14 protein-coding genes are annotated in these 17,900 nt (G+C 72.0%); 11 read left to right on the plus strand and 3 right to left on the minus strand.

Going from position 1 to position 17,900, the window contains the following annotated elements; all coding sequences use genetic code 11:
• Positions 1-2,376, plus strand: coding sequence for a bifunctional salicylyl-CoA 5-hydroxylase/oxidoreductase (locus ACZ6ZQ_RS28535; protein ID WP_469771375.1), 2,376 nt, complete (start codon positions 1-3; stop codon positions 2,374-2,376).
• Here ACZ6ZQ_RS28535 and ACZ6ZQ_RS28540 read toward each other — a convergent pair.
• Together ACZ6ZQ_RS28540 and ACZ6ZQ_RS28545 are read right to left on the minus strand one after the other, a co-directional pair.
• Positions 2,360-3,169, minus strand: a complete 810-nt coding sequence (locus ACZ6ZQ_RS28540) for a PaaX family transcriptional regulator (protein ID WP_469771376.1) — start codon at positions 3,167-3,169, stop codon at positions 2,360-2,362. The two genes, ACZ6ZQ_RS28535 and ACZ6ZQ_RS28540, sit on opposite strands and share 17 nt — an antisense overlap.
• 4 nt (positions 3,170-3,173) lie before the next feature.
• The gene (locus ACZ6ZQ_RS28545; RefSeq protein WP_469771377.1) at positions 3,174-4,799 is read right to left on the minus strand and encodes an AMP-binding protein; all 1,626 of its coding nucleotides are present in this window, start codon (positions 4,797-4,799) and stop codon (positions 3,174-3,176) included.
• A 154-nt stretch (positions 4,800-4,953) separates the two neighbouring features.
• On the opposite strand from ACZ6ZQ_RS28545, the gene ACZ6ZQ_RS28550 reads away from it, so the two are divergent.
• Together ACZ6ZQ_RS28550 and ACZ6ZQ_RS28555 are read left to right on the plus strand one after the other, a co-directional pair.
• Positions 4,954-6,102, plus strand: coding sequence for an acyl-CoA dehydrogenase family protein (locus ACZ6ZQ_RS28550; protein ID WP_469771378.1), 1,149 nt, complete (start codon positions 4,954-4,956; stop codon positions 6,100-6,102).
• Positions 6,099-6,497, plus strand: coding sequence for a RidA family protein (locus tag ACZ6ZQ_RS28555; protein ID WP_469771379.1), 399 nt, complete (start codon positions 6,099-6,101; stop codon positions 6,495-6,497). The genes ACZ6ZQ_RS28550 and ACZ6ZQ_RS28555 overlap by 4 nt, the downstream gene beginning before the upstream one ends.
• Positions 6,498-6,598: 101 nt before the next feature.
• On the opposite strand, the gene ACZ6ZQ_RS28560 is transcribed toward ACZ6ZQ_RS28555, so the two are convergent.
• Positions 6,599-7,975, minus strand: coding sequence for an aminopeptidase P family protein (locus tag ACZ6ZQ_RS28560; RefSeq protein ID WP_469771380.1), 1,377 nt, complete (start codon positions 7,973-7,975; stop codon positions 6,599-6,601).
• A 182-nt stretch (positions 7,976-8,157) separates the two neighbouring features.
• Here ACZ6ZQ_RS28560 and ACZ6ZQ_RS28565 point away from each other — a divergent pair, with 182 nt between their 5' ends.
• The 8 genes from ACZ6ZQ_RS28565 to ACZ6ZQ_RS28600 all read left to right on the plus strand — a co-directional run bounded on the left by ACZ6ZQ_RS28565 (position 8,158) and on the right by ACZ6ZQ_RS28600 (position 17,867).
• Positions 8,158-10,548 (plus strand): collagenase, encoded by a 2,391-nt coding sequence (locus tag ACZ6ZQ_RS28565; RefSeq protein ID WP_469771381.1) that lies wholly within the window; start codon positions 8,158-8,160, stop codon positions 10,546-10,548.
• A 57-nt stretch (positions 10,549-10,605) separates the two neighbouring features.
• Positions 10,606-11,802, plus strand: coding sequence for an NAD(P)/FAD-dependent oxidoreductase (locus ACZ6ZQ_RS28570; protein ID WP_469771382.1), 1,197 nt, complete (start codon positions 10,606-10,608; stop codon positions 11,800-11,802).
• Complete coding sequence (locus ACZ6ZQ_RS28575; protein ID WP_469771383.1) at positions 11,799-12,113, plus strand: (2Fe-2S)-binding protein; 315 nt, start codon at positions 11,799-11,801, stop codon at positions 12,111-12,113. Before ACZ6ZQ_RS28570 ends, ACZ6ZQ_RS28575 begins: the two co-directional genes overlap by 4 nt.
• The gene (locus ACZ6ZQ_RS28580) at positions 12,094-13,605 is read left to right on the plus strand and encodes an FAD/NAD(P)-dependent oxidoreductase (RefSeq protein ID WP_469771384.1); all 1,512 of its coding nucleotides are present in this window, start codon (positions 12,094-12,096) and stop codon (positions 13,603-13,605) included. Before ACZ6ZQ_RS28575 ends, ACZ6ZQ_RS28580 begins: the two co-directional genes overlap by 20 nt.
• 130 nt (positions 13,606-13,735) lie before the next feature.
• Entirely contained in the window at positions 13,736-14,638 is a 903-nt protein-coding gene (locus ACZ6ZQ_RS28585; protein ID WP_469771385.1) for a dihydrodipicolinate synthase family protein, read from the plus strand.
• Positions 14,639-14,767: 129 nt separating this feature from the next.
• Positions 14,768-15,769, plus strand: coding sequence for a proline racemase family protein (locus tag ACZ6ZQ_RS28590; protein WP_469771386.1), 1,002 nt, complete (start codon positions 14,768-14,770; stop codon positions 15,767-15,769).
• Entirely contained in the window at positions 15,766-16,911 is a 1,146-nt protein-coding gene (locus ACZ6ZQ_RS28595; protein WP_469771387.1) for a proline racemase family protein, read from the plus strand. The genes ACZ6ZQ_RS28590 and ACZ6ZQ_RS28595 overlap by 4 nt, the downstream gene beginning before the upstream one ends.
• A complete protein-coding gene (locus tag ACZ6ZQ_RS28600; RefSeq protein ID WP_469771388.1) occupies positions 16,908-17,867 on the plus strand; it encodes an ornithine cyclodeaminase family protein in 960 nt (319 codons plus the stop codon). Before ACZ6ZQ_RS28595 ends, ACZ6ZQ_RS28600 begins: the two co-directional genes overlap by 4 nt.
• Positions 17,868-17,900: the final 33 nt, after the last annotated feature.

Here is a 17,900-nt window from a genome sequence, read left to right on the forward strand (position 1 = left end):
ATGCCCGCCCACCCCGGAGATTGCCCCGGCCCCCTCCAGCCCCCGCCCGCACAGACCCCTCGTACCGCCCGCACACCCAGCGCCGCCCGCAGCCCACGCAGCCCTCTCCGTATTGCCGTCATCGGCGGCGGCCCCGGCGGCCTGTACGCCGCCGCGCTGCTCAAACGGCTCGACCCCACACGTGACATTGCACTGTGGGAGCGCAATGCCCCGGACGACACCTTCGGCTTCGGAGTCGTCCTCTCCGACGAAACCCTCGGCGGCATCGAGCACGCCGACCCCACCGTCTACCGCGCCCTCCAGGACGAGTTCGTCCGCTGGGACGACATCGACATCGTCCACCGCGGCCACACCCTCACCTCCGGCGGCCACGGCTTCGCCGCACTCGGCCGCCGCCGCCTCCTGGAAATCCTCCACGACCGCTGCGCCTCCCTCGGCGTACGGCTCCACTTCCGCACACCGGCCCCGCCCGCCGCCGAACTCGCCGCCACCCACGACCTCGTCATCGCCGCCGACGGCGTACACAGCCCCACCCGCGCCGCACACGCCGACGCCTTCGCGCCCCGCATCACCACCCACCGCTGCCGCTACATCTGGCTCGCCGCCGACTTCGCCTTCGACGCCTTCCGCTTCGAGATCGCCGAAACCGAGCACGGCGTGATGCAACTCCACGGCTACCCCTATGCGCCCGACGCCTCCACCGTCATCGTCGAAATGCGGGAAGAGGTCTGGCGAGCCGCCGGGCTCGACGAATGCGACGAACAGCAGTCCGCCGAACGCTGCGCCAAGATCTTCGCCGACGCCCTCGGCGGCCGGCCGCTGCGCGGCAACACCTCCGCCTGGACCGCCTTCCGCACCGTCGTCAACGACCACTGGGCGCACGGAAACACCGTGCTCCTCGGCGACGCCGCGCACACCGCCCACTTCTCCATCGGCTCCGGCACCAAACTCGCCGTCGAGGACGCCCTCGCCCTCGCCGCCTGCATCGAGGAACAGCCCACGCTCCCCGAGGCCCTCGCGGCGTACGAGACCGAGCGCCGGCCCGTCGTGGAGTCGACGCAGCGCGCCGCGGCGGCCAGCCTGCGCTGGTTCGAGGAGCTCGGGACGTATCTCGACCAGCCGCCACGGCAGTTCGCGTTCAACCTGCTCACCCGCAGCCGCCGGGTCACGCATGACAACCTCCGGCTGCGCGACCCCGCGTTCACCGCGTCCGTCGAGCAGCACTTCGGCTGCCCGCCCGGCACGCCGCCGATGTTCACGCCCTTCCGGCTGCGCGGACTGACCCTGCGCAACCGCGTCGTCGTCTCACCCATGGACATATACCGTGCCGACGACGGAATCCCCGGCGACTTCCACCTCGTCCACCTCGGCGCCCGCGCCCTCGGCGGAGCCGGGCTCGTCATGACCGAGATGGTCTGCGTCAGCGCCGAAGGCCGCATCACCCCCGGCTGCACCGGCCTCTACACCACCCAACAGGCCGACGCATGGCGCCGCATCACCGACTTCGTCCACACCCAGGCACCCGGCACCGCCATCGGCGTCCAACTCGGCCACTCCGGCCGCAAAGGCTCCACCCGCCTCATGTGGGAAGGCATCGACCAGCCCCTGCCCGACGGCAACTGGCCCCTCGTCGCCGCCTCACCACTCCCGTACCGGCCCGGCATCAACCAGATCCCCCACCAACTCGACCAGGCCGGACTCCGCACCATCCGCGAACAGTTCGCCGCCGCAGCACACCGCGCCGTGCACAGCGGATTCGACCTCCTCGAACTCCACTGCGCCCACGGCTACCTCCTCTCCGGCTTCCTCTCCCCCCTCACCAACCACCGCACCGACGCCTACGGAGGCACCCTCACCGCCCGGCTGCGCTTCCCCCTCGAAGTGTTCGACACCGTCCGCGACATCTGGCCCGCCGACAAACCCATGACCGTCCGGATCTCCGCCACCGACTGGGCCCCAGGCGGCACCACCGCCGACGACGCCATCGACATCGCCCGCGCCTTCGCCGCACACGGCGCCGACGCCATCGACGTCTCCACCGGGCAGGTCGTCCCCGACGAACACCCCGAATACGGCCGCTCCTACCAGACCCCCTACGCCGACCGGATCCGCAACACCCTCCACATCCCCGTCATCGCCGTCGGCGCCATCTCCTCCTGGGACGACGTCAACTCCCTGCTCCTCGCGGGCCGCGCCGACCTCTGCGCCCTCGCCCGCCCTCACCTCTACGACCCCCACTGGACCCTCCACGCAGCCGCCGACCAGAACTACACCGGCCCCGCCGCCCCCTGGCCCCCGCCCTACCGCGCCGGCAGCCGCACACCACCCACCGGCCGCACCGACGCACCCCGACCACGGCTCACTCTTCCGTCATGAACCCCGCACCCGCGTCCCGCAGACGCTTGTGCAGTCCCGCGAACACCGCCGCCGAACGACCACCCGGCCACCCGGCCGGAAGCAGCTCCTGCGGCAGACCCGGATCCGCATACGGCAGCCGCCGCCACGAATCCAGCGCCAGCAGATAGTCACGGTAGGCCTCCTCGGCCGGAGTGCCGGCGCGCGACTCCCACGACCGCAGCACCGGGCCGTGCACATCCAGGAACTCCTCGTGCTGCTTCGCGATCGCCGCCAGATCCCACCAGCGCGCCACCGCCTCCGCCGTCGCGACGAACCCCAGATGCTCACCCCGGAAAAGATCCACATACGGATCCAGCTGCAGCCGCTGCAACGTATGACGGGTCTCCTCGTAGAAACGGGCCGGAGCGATCCACACACCGGGCGCGGCCGCACCGAAACCCAGCCGCCCCAGCCGCGAGCGCAGCAGATGACGCTTGTGCCGCTCCGCCTCCGGCACCGAGAACACCGCCAGCACCCAGCCGTCCGACAGCCTCGACGCCCGGTGGCCGTAAATACGCTCGTCACCGTCGTCGAGGAGCTGACGCGCATCGGCCGACAAGGCATAACCCGCCGACCCCGACGCCGTACGCTCCGGAACCAGCAGCCCACGACGCTTCAGCCGGGAAACCGACGAGCGCACCGACGGCGCGTCCACACCGACCGCACCCAGCAGACGGATCAGCTCCGCCACCGCAAGCGAACCTGCCCTCTCGCGTCCGTACGCGCCGTACAGGGTGACAATCAGGGAACGGGGAGTGTGCTGCTCGGCCACGTGATCACTCTAGGGCCCGCAACCTGAACCGCTGGAGCTTGCCCGTCGGCGTACGGGGCAGCGCGTCGACGAAGACGATCACCCGCGGGCACTTGTACGGCACCAGACGCGAGGTGACGAAGTCCCGCAGCACCCCTGCCGTCCGCTCACCACGCACCACACCGTCGCGCACCACGACATACGCCACGACGATCTGGCCACGCAGCTCGTCGGGGCGGCCGACCACCGCCGCCTCCACCACATCGGGATGATCCAGCAGCGCGTCCTCCACCTCCGGACCCGCGATGTTGTACCCCGCCGAGATGATCATGTCGTCGGCCCGGGCGACATAACGGAACCACCCGTCCGGCTCGCGCACATACGTGTCACCCGTGAAATTCCAGCCGCCCCGCACATACACGCTCTGCCGCGGATCCGACAGATAGCGGCAGCCCACCGGCCCGCGCACAGCCAGCAGCCCCGGCTCACCGTCGGGCACCGGCTCCCCGGACCCCCCGTCGACCACCCGCGCCTCCCACCCCGGCACCGGCACCCCCGTCGTCCCCGGCCGGATCTCCTCATCAGCGGCCGAGATGAAGATGTGCAGCAGCTCCGTCGCACCGATGCCGTTGATCAGACGCAGCCCGGTCCGCTCGAACCACGCCCGCCAGGTCGCCGCCGGCAGATTCTCCCCCGCCGAAACACACCGCCGCAGCGACGTCACGTCGTGACCGGCGACATCGTCCAGCATCACCCGGTACGCCGTCGGCGCGGTGAACAGCACCGACACCCGATGCTCGGCGATCGCCGACAGCAACTGCTTGGGGCCCGCCTGCTCCAGCAGCAGCGCCGACGCACCCGCCCGCAACGGAAAGATCACCAGCCCGCCCAGCCCGAAAGTGAAACCGAGCGGCGGACTGCCCGCGAACACATCGTCGGGCGTCGGCCGCAGCACCATCGCCGAGAACGTGTCGGCAACGGCCAGCACGTCCCGGTGGAAGTGCATGCACCCCTTCGGCCGCCCCGTCGTACCGCTCGTGAAAGCGATCAGCGCGACATCGTCGGCCGCCGTCTCCACCGCCCGGAACGACGACGGCACCCCCTCCACGAGCCGCATCAGGTCATCCGGCGCATCCCCGCCGAACACCGTGATCCGCAGCCCGGCCACCTCCGCCTTCACCAGGTCGTCCACGGCGCGGACGTCACACAGAGCATGCGTGACTCGTGCCATGTCACACATGACGGCAAGCTCCCGGGCGCGCTGCTGCGCAAGAACGGTCACCGCCACCGCGCCCGCCTTCATCACCGCCAGCCAGCACGCCGCCAGCCACGGCGTGGTCGGCCCACGCAACAGCACCCGATTGCCGGGCACCACACCCAGCTCGCCGGTCAGGACATGCGCGATCCGGTCGACCCGCTCACGCAACTCGCCGTACGTCCACACACCACCCGACCCGTCACGGAACGCGGGCCGGTCAGGTCCATACCGCTCGACCGTCCCGTCCAGCAGCTCCGCCCCGCAGTTGAGCCGCTCCGGATAGCGCAGCCCGGGCGGCCCGGACACATCGAAAATCAGCTCGGGCCACTCGTCCACGGGCGGCAGATGGTCGCGCGTGAACGTGTCGCGGTGAGCCGAAGGTGTCAGCTCCATGTTCGCCCCCTAGGCGTGGTGGGGTCGCGCATCGAGCGTATCGCCAAGGTGACGACAGTCAACACTCCGCGATACTCTGCCTTCCCGGGGACACCTGCACGTGCGGCTCCTCCGCACGACCCCGACCCCCCGACCGCAGGAAATGGGGGCACGGATGCCCGTATTCTCGCTCGATCCGGCACAAACCGCCTGGTGCGCCGAACTGCGCACCCTGGCCGCCGAACGGCTGCGCCCCCTCGCGGAAAAGGGCGAACCCGGCCGCGTCAACCGCCCCCTCGTCGCCGCCCTCGGCGAACTCGGCCTGCTCAAACGGCTCTTCGACGCCGGAGCGCTCGACCTGTGCCTGCTACGGGAATCCCTCGCCCACGGTTGCACGGAAGCCGAAACCGCACTCGCGCTCCAGGGCCTCGGCACCTACCCGCTCGTCCAGGCGGGCACCGGCGCACAGCGCACCCGATGGCTCCCCGAAGTCATCACCGGCCGCGCCATCGCCGCCTTCGCACTCAGCGAGCCCGACGCCGGCTCCGACGCGGCCGCCCTCACCCTCGAAGCCGCACCGGACGGCAACGGCTGGCGCCTCACCGGCGAGAAACGCTGGATCTCCAACGCCCCCGAAGCCGACTTCTGCACCGTCTTCGCCCGAACGGGTGAGGCTCCCGGAGCCCGGGGCATCACCGCCTTCCTCGTCCCCGCCGACCGCCCCGGCCTCACCGGCAGCCCCCTGGAGATGCTCTCCCCGCACCCCATCGGTGCGCTCGCCTTCGACGCGGTGCCCGTCACCCGCGACGACGTCCTCGGCGAACCGGGCAGCGGCTTCCGGGTCGCCATGAATACCCTCAACCTCTTCCGCCCCAGCGTCGGCGCCTTCGCCATCGGCATGGCGCAGGCCGCACTCGACGCCACACTCGCCCACACCACCCGGCGCACCGCCTTCGGCGGGCCGCTCAAGAACCTCCAGGCCGTCGCCCACCAGGCCGCCGAAATGGCCACCAGGACCGAGGCCGCACGGCTACTCGTCTACGCCGCGGCCTGCGCCTACGACAACGACGCCCCGGACGTGCCACAACGCTCCGCCATGGCCAAACTGTTCGCCACCGAAACCGCCCAGTACGTCGTCGACACAGCGGTACAACTGCACGGGGCCCGCGCCCTCCAGCGCGGCCATCTCCTCGAACACCTCTACCGCGAGGTCCGCGCCCCCCGCATCTACGAAGGCGCCAGCGAGGTGCAGCGCAGCATCATCGCCAAGGAGCTGTACGCCCGGACGGGCGCCGACACGCGGAAGGACGCCGACACCCGATGAGCCTCGAACGCATCAACCCGCCCGGACTGTCCCCGGCCAGCGGCTTCTCGCACGCCGTCGCCGCGACCGGATCCAGGCTCGTCTTCCTGGCCGGGCAGACAGCGCTCGACGCCGACGGCAAGGTGACCGGGACCGGGCTCGTCGAGCAGTTCGAGACAGCCCTCGCCAATCTCCTCGCCGCCCTCGCCGCGACCGGCGGCACCCCCCACGACCTCGCCCGCGTCACCGTCTACGCCACCGACATCGCCGACTACCGGGCCCACACCGCCGAACTCGGCCGCATCTGGCACCGGCTCGCCGGCCGCGACTACCCCGCGATGGCGGTCATCGGCGCCGTACGCCTCTGGGACGAACAGGCACTCGTCGAACTGGACGGGATCGCCGTACTGCCGTGACACGTCTGCACGGACACCTGACACCGCACGTCTGCACGGACACGTGACGCCGCACGTCTGCACGGACACGTGACATTGCACGGACATGCGGCACCGCACGCTCACCCGTCCAGCAGCGCGCCCATCCACTCCTCGATGGCGTCCGGCGTACGCGGCAGCGCACCCGACATCAGCCGCGCGCCGTCCGCCGTGACGACCAGGTCGTCCTCGATCCGTACGCCGATACCGCGCAGTTCCGCGGGGAGCGTCTCGTCGTCGGGCTGGAGGTAGAGGCCCGGCTCGACGGTCAGGACCTGGCCCTCCTCCAGCACACCGTCGAGGTACGTCTCGGCGCGGGCCTTCGCGCAATCGTGCACGTCGAGGCCGAGCATATGGCCGCTGCTGCACAGGGTGTGGCGGCGGTGGAGATCGCCCTCGGCGTTCTTCAGCACCCCCCAGTCGGCCAGCCCCTCGGCGATCACTCGCATGCCGGCCCGGTGGAAGTCCCGGAAGCTCGCACCGGGCCTGAGCGCCGCCATCCCCGCCTCCTGGGCGGCGAGAACGAGTTCGTACACCCGGCGCTGAACAGGGGAGAAGCGGCCCGAGAGCGGCAGCGTGCGGGTGATGTCGGCGGTGTAGAGGGTGTCGGTCTCCACACCGGCGTCGAGCAGCAGCAGCTCCGAAGGGTCGAGCCGGCCGTCGTTGCGTATCCAGTGCAGTACGCAGGCGTGCGCGCCGGATGCGGCGATCGTCTCGTAGCCGGTGCCGTTGCCCTCCAGCCGGGCGCGCAGCCCGAAGACGCCCTCTATGCAGCGCTCGCCGCGCGGGTGGGCGAGGGCGCGGGGGAGCGCGCGTACGACGTCCTCGAAGCCGGCGGTGGTGTGGTCGACGGCGAGCTGCAGCTGTTCGACTTCCCAGGAGTCCTTCACCAGACGCAACTCGGACAGGGCCGTGGCCAGCTCGGGGTCGGACGCCGCATTGCGGCCCGGCGGCAACCGGTCGAGGTCGTCGAGGTGTGCGCAGCGGATGCCGGTCAGCTGCTCCGCCTCGGCAACATCGGGACGGCGGCCCACCCAGAACTCGCCGTAGCGACGGTCCCGGTAGAACTCGTCGTCACCGCCGCTGCCCCGGGTCGACCTCGGCCGCAGATAGAGCACGGGCTCATGGCCGCCCGGCCCCGACGGCTCCAGGACGAGCACATGGCCCGGCTGGTCCTCGCCGGTCAGCCCGGTCAGCCAGGCGTAGGCGCTGTGCGGCCGGAAGCGGTGGTCGCAGTCGTTCGAGCGGACCTTCAACTCCCCGGCGGGGACGAGCAGTCGCTCACCGGGGAAGCGCGCCGACAGACGGGCGCGGCGGGCCGGAGTGACGGCATGAGCCGGGACGCGGGCACCGGCGGGCAGGGGAGAGGCCGCCCAGCCGCTGCCCATGAACGCGGCCAACTCCGCTGAGACGGGGAGGTCATGACTTCCGGTGTTGAGGCGCGGCGGGGTGCCGGACATCGCGACTCCTTGGTGACGGAAATGCATTGAGGGGTTGTCAGTGCAATTTCACATTACTATGTTACGGGTCACATCGCGCCAGCCGATACGGCCAAACGGCCAATCCCCATATGCGCCACGGCGCTTCGCGATGACCGCACCGCTGCCACACCCCAGCCACCTCCCACACACAGGAGCTTTCGGTGTCCCAGCCCAGATCCGTGCTGCCCAGATCCGCGCGTACACCCCTGCTCGCCGCGGCCGTCGCCGTCACCCTCCTCGCCCCGCTCGGGCAGACCGCCCGGGCGTCCGGTACGCAAGCGACGACGCCCACCTCCTCCACCGTCCCCGCCGCCTTCGCCGCCCGGCCGGGCCAGGCCGCCGCCGCAGCCACGGGTGCTCCGCACGCCGAGAACCCCTTCGACGAGGTCGAGCGTCTCGCCAGGGCCCCCAAGCCGGCCGTCGGACCGGCCCCGGCCCCCGGCGAGTTGGCCGAAGGCCGTACCCCCGGCCGGCAGGGCCCCAGGAAGAGCACGGCCGCCCGCGGCGCCGCTGTTCGCGCCGCCGGAGTCCCCTGCACCCTCGACGGCGTCACCCGCCTCGGCCCGGAGCAGCTCGCCGACTTCCTCGCCGCCCCCGCCGTCACCGCCGACGGCTGTCTCAGCGGCCTCATATGGACCTGGGACGCCCGGCTCGCGCCGATCATGTCGGACCGGCACGTCCAGGCCGTCGGTCGGCGGATCTCCTCGCTCGCCGCCCGCCACGACGGCCGCAACAGCACCCACATGCTGGAGATGTTCACCTATCTCCACGCCGTCGCGTACCACGACTTCTCGCGCCCCGAGATCGACATCACCGACGTCCCGACCACCGAAGTGCTGCGCCGGGCCATCAACGACTTCGGCACCGCCGCCCGCACCTTCGACGTCACCCGCGCCAACGCCGAGACCCTGCGCGAGGCGCTCTACACCGCCAGCGCTCCCGGCCTGCGGCACAGCCAGCTCAGGCTCATCCAGAAGGTCCTGGCCACGATGGACAGGTACCACCCGGGCCAGTACGACAACGCCTCCTGGGGCGGCGCGGCCCTGGCCGCCCTCTCCGTCAACTACCTCGGCATCTACCCCGGCAACCGCGACACCGCGTTCCACAACGTGGTCACGCAGAACGCCTCGTACCGGGCCGCCTTCAGGGCGTTCGCCGGCCACACCCACCTCAAGGGCACCGCCAACGAATGGGTCGTGCGCGACGCGCTCAGCGAGTACGGCCGCTTCGGCCAGATCGACGCCCTCAAGGCGCAGACCGTGCCCGACCTCGGCGCCCTGCTGCCCGTCACGCGCACCAACTTCGGCAACGGCAGCCGCCCCTGGGCCTCACTCGTCTCCTGGCTGAACTTCTACGAGGCGTGCAAGCCGTACGCGGTCTGCAAGGACGACATCGAGCGGCAGATCTTCCCCTACACGTACACCTACGACAACGGCGCCATCAAGGTTCGCACCGGACTCGACCGCGCCACCGTCGACCAGCTCTACTACGCGAGCAAGCAGGTCAAGGCGCAGTTCCACCGGGTACTCGGCGCCGAGCAGCCACTCGCCGGCGACACCAACACCTCACTGAACATCGTGCTGTACGCCTCCCGCGCCGACTACGAGGTCTACCACCCGATCCTCACCGGCATGGGCACCGAGAACGGCGGCATCTACATCGAGCGCGGCGCCACCTTCTACACCTATCAGCGACGCGTCCCACAGGACTCCTCGCTCACCCTCGAAGAACTCTTCCGGCACGAGTACGTCCACTACCTCAACGGCCGCTGGGCGGTGCCCGGTTACTTCGGCGAAGGTCCCTGGTACACCGGCGACCGCACCACCGCCATGGACGAGGGCACCGCGGAGTTCTTCGACGGCGCCACCCGCGACGACGGCATCGCCGTCCGCAAGTCCCTGGTCAAGGGGATCATCAGGGACACTGCGGGCGGCGGCCCGCGGATGACCGTGAACCAGCTGCTGCACGCCACCTACGACGGGGACGGCTTCCGCTTCTACAACTACGCGGGCACGTTCTTCGAGTTCCTGTGGACGCAGCGGCCCTCCCTGCTCCGCGAGATGTACGGCCGTCTGCGGGCCGACGACCCGGCGGGCTTCGACGCCTGGCGCAGCCGGCTCGGCGGCGATGCGGCGCTGCAGCGCGCGTACGACACGTTCCTCGACGCACAGATCGCCAAGGCCGACGAGCTGTTCGTGCCCCACACGACATACACACCCAACGGGCAGCTCAGGGACGCCTCGCTGGACGCCGTCCGCTCGTCCTTCTCCTCCGCGACGCACTCCGACCCGGCCTGCGCGGAGGGCGGCGAACCGGGCAAGCGGCGCTTCACCTGCACGGGCAGGATCACCGCGAACCTCTCCGACGCCGGCAGCCCGGACCTCGTCTTCAAGGACATGTCCGAGACGGTCGACTACTTCATCCTCGACCGGGCCGGCGCCGCGTCCAACAACCTCGCCGACATGAACTGCTCCTTCGGGCCGGTCGAGATCTGGACCAACGGCCGGGCCGGCACGTCGTCCTACAGCTGTGAGGGACCGCTGCGCAGCTGATCGTGGTTTCCGGCGATTCCCTTCCCCGGGAACGCGGCAATGTGACATATTACTGCCGTGCCCAACAGACACCCCCTGGATGCCGTCATCGTCGGCGCCGGCGTTGTCGGAGCGGCTTGCGCCTACTACGCGAGCCGGGCCGGACTCGCCGTCGCGGTCGTCGACCGCGGCTCCGTCGCCGGCGGCACCACCGGTGCCGGGGAAGGCAATCTGCTCGTCTCCGACAAGGAGGCGGGACCCGAGCTCGATCTCGCGCTGCTGTCCACCCGACTCTGGCGCGAGCTCGCCCAAGCGCTCCCACCGGAGACCGAGTACGAGCCCAAGGGCGGTCTCGTCGTGGCGCCCGACGAGACCGCCCTCACCGCACTGCGCGACTTCGCCGAACAACAGCGGAAAGCGGGCGTCGAGGCGCACGACATCCCCGCCGACCGGCTCCACGACCTCGAACCCCACCTCGCACACGGCCTCGCCGGCGGCTTCCACTACCCACAGGACGCCCAGGTCCAGCCCGCCCAGGCAGCCGCCCAGCTACTGCGAGCAGCACAAACATCGGGCGCCCTCGTCAGACTCGGCGAGGAGGCCACCGGCATCCTCACCGCACCGCACGGCGCCGTCCGCGGCATCCGCACCCCCGGCGGCGAACTCCTCGCCCCCGCCGTCGTCAACGCCACCGGCACCTGGGGTGCCGCCCTCGCCCGCCTCGCAGGCACCGAACTGCCCGTCCTCCCGCGCCGCGGCTTCGTCCTGGTCACCGAGCCGCTGCCGCGCGTCGTACGCCACAAGGTGTACGCCGCCGACTACATCGCCGACGTCGCCAGCGGCTCCGCCGCCCTCCAGTCGTCCGCCGTCGTCGAAGGCACACCCTCGGGCCCCGTCCTGATCGGCGCGACCCGCGAACGCGTCGGCTTCGACCGGCGCCTGTCCACCGACGCACTGCGCCGGCTCGCCGGCCAGGCCGCCGCCCTCTTCCCCGCCCTGGCGGACGTACGCGTGATCCGCACCTACCACGGCTTCCGGCCCTACCTTCCCGACCACCTTCCCGCCATCGGGCCCGACCCACGCGTCCCCGGGCTCTTCCACGCCTGCGGCCACGAAGGAGCGGGCATCGGACTCGCCCCGGCCACCGGACTGCTGATCGCCGCCGCGCTGTCCGGCCAACAGCCGGCCCTGGACCTGCGGCCGTTCAGACCGGACCGCTTCGACACGCCACACCCCGCCGTACCAGGCCCCGACGAGGCAGGAGCAGCGCCGTGACGAGAACACCCGCCTCCCTGGTACGGGCGGAGCCAGGCCCCCCGTACGAGATCACCCTCGACGGACGTCCGGTCAGCGCGCTGCCCGGACAGAGCATCGCCGCCGCACTCTGGTCCGCGGGCATCCTCGCCTGGCGCACCACCCGCGACACCGGCGAGCCCCGCGGAGCGTTCTGCGGCATCGGAGCCTGCTACGACTGCCTCGCCACCGTCAACGGCCGCCCCAACCAACGCGCCTGTATGGTCCCGGCCCGCCCGGGCGACACGGTCACCACCCAGAAGGGCACCGGCCATGACGACCTCGCCGTCTGACGCCGCGACGCCGGCGTGCTCCGAGCTGGCCGTCGTGGGAGCCGGCCCCGCCGGGCTCGCAGCCGCCGTCACCGCCGCGGATCTCGGGCTGTATGTGACATTGCTCGACGCGGGGGAGCAGCCCGGCGGGCAGTACTACCGGCATCCCGCACCCGGCCTCCGGGCCACGCGCCCCGAAGCCCTGCACCACCGCTGGCGGTCGTTCACCGACCGGCTACGCAGGCTCCGCGCCCATGAGGCGACGGGCCGCATCCGGCACCTGCCCGGACACCATGTCTGGACGGTCCTGCCGCAGGAGGCGCCCGACGCCCGGAAACCGGACGCGACGCCCGGCTTCCACCTGCACGCCGTCGCGGGAGCCGACGAGCACGCGGTCACCGTCCGGGCCCGCACGGTGCTCCTGGCCACCGGAGCATACGAGCGCCAACTGCCCTTCCCCGGCTGGACCCTGCCCGGAGTCGTCGGCGCCGGCGGTGCGCAGGCCATGCTCAAGTCCGGTCTCGTGCTCCCCGGCAGCCGGGTCGTCGTCGCGGGCAGCGGCCCCCTGCTGCTCGCCGTCGCCGGATCGCTCGCATCCGCCGGGGCCACGGTGCCCGCAGTCGTCGAAGCCGCCGCCTACACGGCGTACGCGCGTCAGCTCCAGGCCCTCGTGAGCAACCCCGGCAAGCTCACCGAGGGCGCCGTGCACGGCGGCACGCTGCTCAGGCACGGCGTACGGCTGCTCACCCGGCACGCGGTCACCGCGGCCCACGGCACGAGCCGCGTCGAAGCCGTGACCGTCGCCAGGCTCGACCGGGACTGGCGGCCCGTACCCGGCAGCGGGCGGCGCATCCCGTGCGACGCGCTCGCCGTCGGCCACGGACTCGTCCCACAGCTGGAACTCGCCACCGGCCTCGGCTGCGCCACCCGCCGGTCGCCCGACGGCACCCTCGCCCTGGACCTCGACGGCGAACAGCGCACCTCCGTCCCCGGTGTCTGGTCGGCGGGGGAGACCGGGGGAATCGGCGGGGCCGAACTCGCGCTGGCGGAAGGCGAACTGGCCGCGGCATCCATCGCGCACACCCTCCGGGGCACTCCGCCGCCCCGGCGCCGCACGGGGACACTGACCGCCCGCCGCGACCGGCTGCGCGCCTTCGCCGACGCGATGGCGGCCGCCCACCGCCCGGGACCGGGCTGGACCGACTGGCTCGACGACTCCACTGCCGTGTGCCGTTGCGAGGAGGTACCGGCCGGGCGGATCCGGGAGGCCGTCGGCGAGCTCGGCGCGCACGACGCCCGCACCGTCAAGCTGCTGACCCGCGCCGGAATGGGCTGGTGCCAGGGACGGATGTGCGGGCCCGCCGTGGCGTGCCTGGCCGGCGAGGGGCCCGCCCCGGACCGGCGCCCCCTGTCCTGCCCGGTGCCGCTGAACCACCTCGTCCACCTGCCGGCACCGGTGCACGGCCCGGCCGGACCGCCCGATTCGGCCGGACCGCACGGCCCGGCCGAATAGCCGCCGGATCGCCGGCCCCGCCCGAGCAGCCACCGACGCCCCGTCAGGCGCCCGCTCCCGCGGCGAGGTCTGCCCTTGTCGCGGCAGCACACCGGCTAGTAAAATGTCACACCGCACTCTAGGAGTCCCTATGGCACCCGCACCCCGCACGCGCCCCTGGCACGGCATCATGGTCGCCACCGCCCTGCCCCTGCGTGACGACCTCTCCATCGACTACGACGCCTACGCCGGCCATGTCGCCTGGCTCGTCGAGAACGGCTGCGACGGCGTCGTCCCCAACGGTTCCCTCGGCGAGTACCAGACCCTCACCGACGAAGAGCGCGCCCGCGTCGTCCGTACCGCCGTCGAGGCCGCGGGCGACGGAGACCGGGTGATGCCCGGCGTCGCGGCCTACGGCAGCGCCGAAGCCCGCCGCTGGGCCGACCAGGCCGCCGAGGCCGGTGCCGGATCCGTCCTCCTCCTGCCGCCCAACGCCTACCGCGCCGACGACGACACCGTCGCCGCCCACTACGCCGAGGTCGCACGGGCCGGCCTGCCGGTCGTCGCCTACAACAACCCGTACGACACCAAGGTCGACCTCTCCCCCGCCCTGCTCGCCCGTCTCCACAGCGAGCACAGCATCGTCGCCGTCAAGGAGTTCAGCGGCGATGTCCGCCGTGCGTACGAGATCGCCGAACTCGCCCCGGGACTCGACCTGCTGATCGGCGCCGACGACGTCCTGCTCGAACTCGCCGTGGCCGGCGCCGTCGGCTGGATCGCCGGCTACCCCAACGCGCTGCCCGAGTCGTGCGCCACGCTCTACCGGGCCGCGGCGGCCGGCGACCTGGAGACCGCGCTGCCGCTCTACAAGTCCCTGCATCCGCTGCTGCGCTGGGATTCGAAGACCGAGTTCGTCCAGGCCATCAAGCTGTCCATGGACCTGGCCGGCCGCCCCGGCGGTCCGACCCGCCCGCCGCGCTCCCCGCTGACCGCGTCCCAGGAGGCAACCGTGCGCGCCGCCACCGAGAAGGCACTCGCCGACGGCCACAAGTAAGGGGCTCGCGCAACGCAGCGGCCACAAGTCACGCAGCGGCCACAGGCAACGGCCACAAGCAGCGGGCCATACATCACGAGCCACAAGTGGACCGAGGGCATCAAGTACACCGCAGCGAGAAGGGGAACCATGCGTACCCGCCACGTCTACCACGCCGTCGACTCGCACACCGAAGGCATGCCGACCCGAGTCATCACCGGCGGCGTCGGAGTGATTCCCGGCGCCACCATGGCCGAACGCCGGCTGCACTTCATCGAGCACCTCGACCACATCCGGACCCTGCTGATGTACGAACCGCGCGGTCACTCCGCCATGAGCGGGGCGATCCTTCAACCGCCCACCCGGCCGGACGCCGACTACGGCGTGCTGTACATCGAGGTGTCAGGGCTGCTGCCGATGTGCGGCCACGGCACGATAGGCGTCGCCACCGTGCTCGTCGAGACCGGCATGGTGCCCGTCACCGAACCCGTGACGAGGGTCCGGCTCGACACCCCGGCCGGGCTGGTGAGCGTGGACGTCCGGGTCGACGACGGGCAGGCCACGTCCGTCACGCTCACCAACGTCCCGTCCTTCTGCCTCGCGCTGGACCGCAAGGCCGAGGTACCCGGACATGGCACGGTCACCTATGACATGGCATACGGCGGCAACTTCTACGCCATCGTCTCCCTGGACGCCCTCGGCCTGCCCTTCGACCGCGCCCGCAAGGACGACCTGCTCACCGCCGGACTCGCCGTCATGGACGCGGTCAACGCCACCGACCTGCCCGTCCACCCCGAGAACCCCGGCATCCGCGGCTGCAAGCACGTCTACCTCACAGCCCCGGGCTCCGACGCCGTACGCTCCCGGCACGCCATGGCCATCCACCCGGGCTGGTTCGACCGCTCCCCGTGCGGCACGGGCACCAGCGCCCGGATGGCCCAGCTCCACGCCCGTGGCGAACTCCCCATCGGCCGGGACTTCGTCAACGAGTCCTTCATCGGTACGGAGTTCACCGGCCGGCTCACCGAGGAGACCACGGTCGGCGGACTGCCCGCCGTCGTCCCCACCGTCACCGGCCGCGCCTGGATCACCGGGACCGCGCAGTACTTCCTGGACCCGTCCGACCCGTTCCCCGGAGGCTTCCTCCTATGACTGCCCCGACTCCCCGGACTCGGCCGGCCGCGCAGTCCCCGGCGTCCCTGCCGGCCCCGGAGGCCCCGCCGAGCCTGCCGACGCCGCAGGCTCCGCCGGCCGCGCCGGCACCGCCCGCCGACACCCGTATCCGGACCGTCGACTACCACACCGCCGGTGAGCCCTTCCGTATCGTCACCGACGGGCTGCCCGCCGTCCCCGGCGACACCGTGGCCGAGCGCTGCGCCAACGCCATCGGCGCGGGAGGCTCCGCCACCGCACCCCGTCCCGGCCCGCTCGACGACATCCGGCGGCTCCTCGTCCAGGAACCACGCGGACACGCCGGCATGTACGGCGGGTTCGTCGTACCGCCCGACGACGACGGTGCCCACCTCGGTGTCCTGTTCTGGCACAAGGACGGCTACTCCACCGCATGCGGCCACGGCACGCTCGCGCTCGGAGCGTGGGCCGTGGACAGCGGCCGCGTCGCCGCGCCCGACGACGGCTCCGTTCAGCTGCGCATCGATGTGCCCTCCGGACGGGTCGCGGCCACGGTCCACCGTGAGCACGGCCGCACCACCGCCGTCACCTTCCGCAATGTCCCGGCCCGCGTGACCGCCCGCAAGATCCCGGTCGCCACCGCCTTCGGCACCGCCGACGTCGATGTCGTACACGCCGGGGCCTGCTACGCGTCCGTGCCCGCCGCGCAGCTCGGTCTCGACGTGGACCGCGTCTCACTGCCGCAACTCGTGCGCGCGGGGCGGGAGATCCGTGCCGCCCTGGCCGGGCACCCCGCCACCTGGCATCCCGAAAGCCCGCTGCTGTCCGGCGTCTACGGTGTGATCCTGCACGAGGAACTGCCCGACACCGCCACCGGCCCCGCCCAGGCCAATGTGACCGTCTTCGCCGACGGCCAGATCGACCGCTCGCCCTGCGGCTCCGGAACCTCCGCACGCCTCGCCCTGCTCGCCGAGGACGGCAGGCTGGGCCCCGGCGACACCCTGCACCACGAGTCGGTCGTCGGGACGGTCTTCACCGGCCGCGTCGTCTCCCGTACGGAGCAGGGCATCGTCACGGACGTCACCGGCACCGCGCACCGCACCGGCGAGCACACCTTCGTACGCGACCCGTACGACACCCTGGCGACAGGCTTTCTGCTGTGAACGCACACCCGAAGGACCTGCTCCACCTGGACGCGGACGACATCGCCCGGCTGCTGACGCCGACCGGCGCGGCCGACGCCGTGGAGGCCGTACTCAGGGCCGGACTCGACCCGGAGACCTGCCCGCCGCGCACCGGCACCAGTGTTCCGGCGGGCCAGTTGCTGCTGATGCCCGCCGCGGCCGGAGCGTACGCCGGAGTCAAGATCGCCGGTGTCGCGCCGGACAACCCCCGGCGCGGACTGCCCCGGATCACCGGCAGCTATCTGCTCCTCGACGGCGAGACCCTGGTCCCGCTCGCACTGCTGGACGGGCCGGCGCTGACCGCCCTGCGCACCCCGGCCGTCTCCGCCGTCGCACTGCGGCAGCTGGCGGCGCGGAATGCCCGGCATCTGGTGCTCTTCGGCGCCGGGCCGCAGGCCTACGGCCATCTGCGGGCGGCTCTCGCGGAACGCGCGTTGACCCGCGTGACGGTCGTCGCGCCCCGCCGCGAACCGGCCGAGGCGCTCGCCGCCCACGCCCGGACGCACGGCCTCGACGCCCGCACCGGCAGCCCCCAGGACGTGGCCGGCGCCGATCTCGTCATCTGCTGCACCACGGCACGCGAGCCGCTGTTCGACGGGCGACTGGTCCCCGAGCACGCCACCGTGATCGCGGTCGGCTCGCACGAACCGGACGCGCGTGAGACCGACACCGCGCTCGTCCGCCGCTCCGCCGTGTACGTCGAGTCGCGGGCGGCGGCGCTGCGCGAGGCAGGAGATCTGCTCGTCCCGGAGGCGGAGGGCGCCATCGGGCCGGGACACCTCGCGGGTACGCTCGCCGAATTGGTCACCGGGCAGATCGCCCCGACCGCGGGTTGTCCACAGCTCTTCAAGAGTGTGGGCATGGCCTGGGAGGATCTCGCTGTGGCGGCGGCTGTCCACAGGGCAGCGACAGGGGAGCCGGGCAGCGCAACGTGACATTGTACGCTGGCCTCCGGCGGATTCACGGAG

This window comes from Streptomyces sp. NPDC053673 (assembly GCF_055585225.1).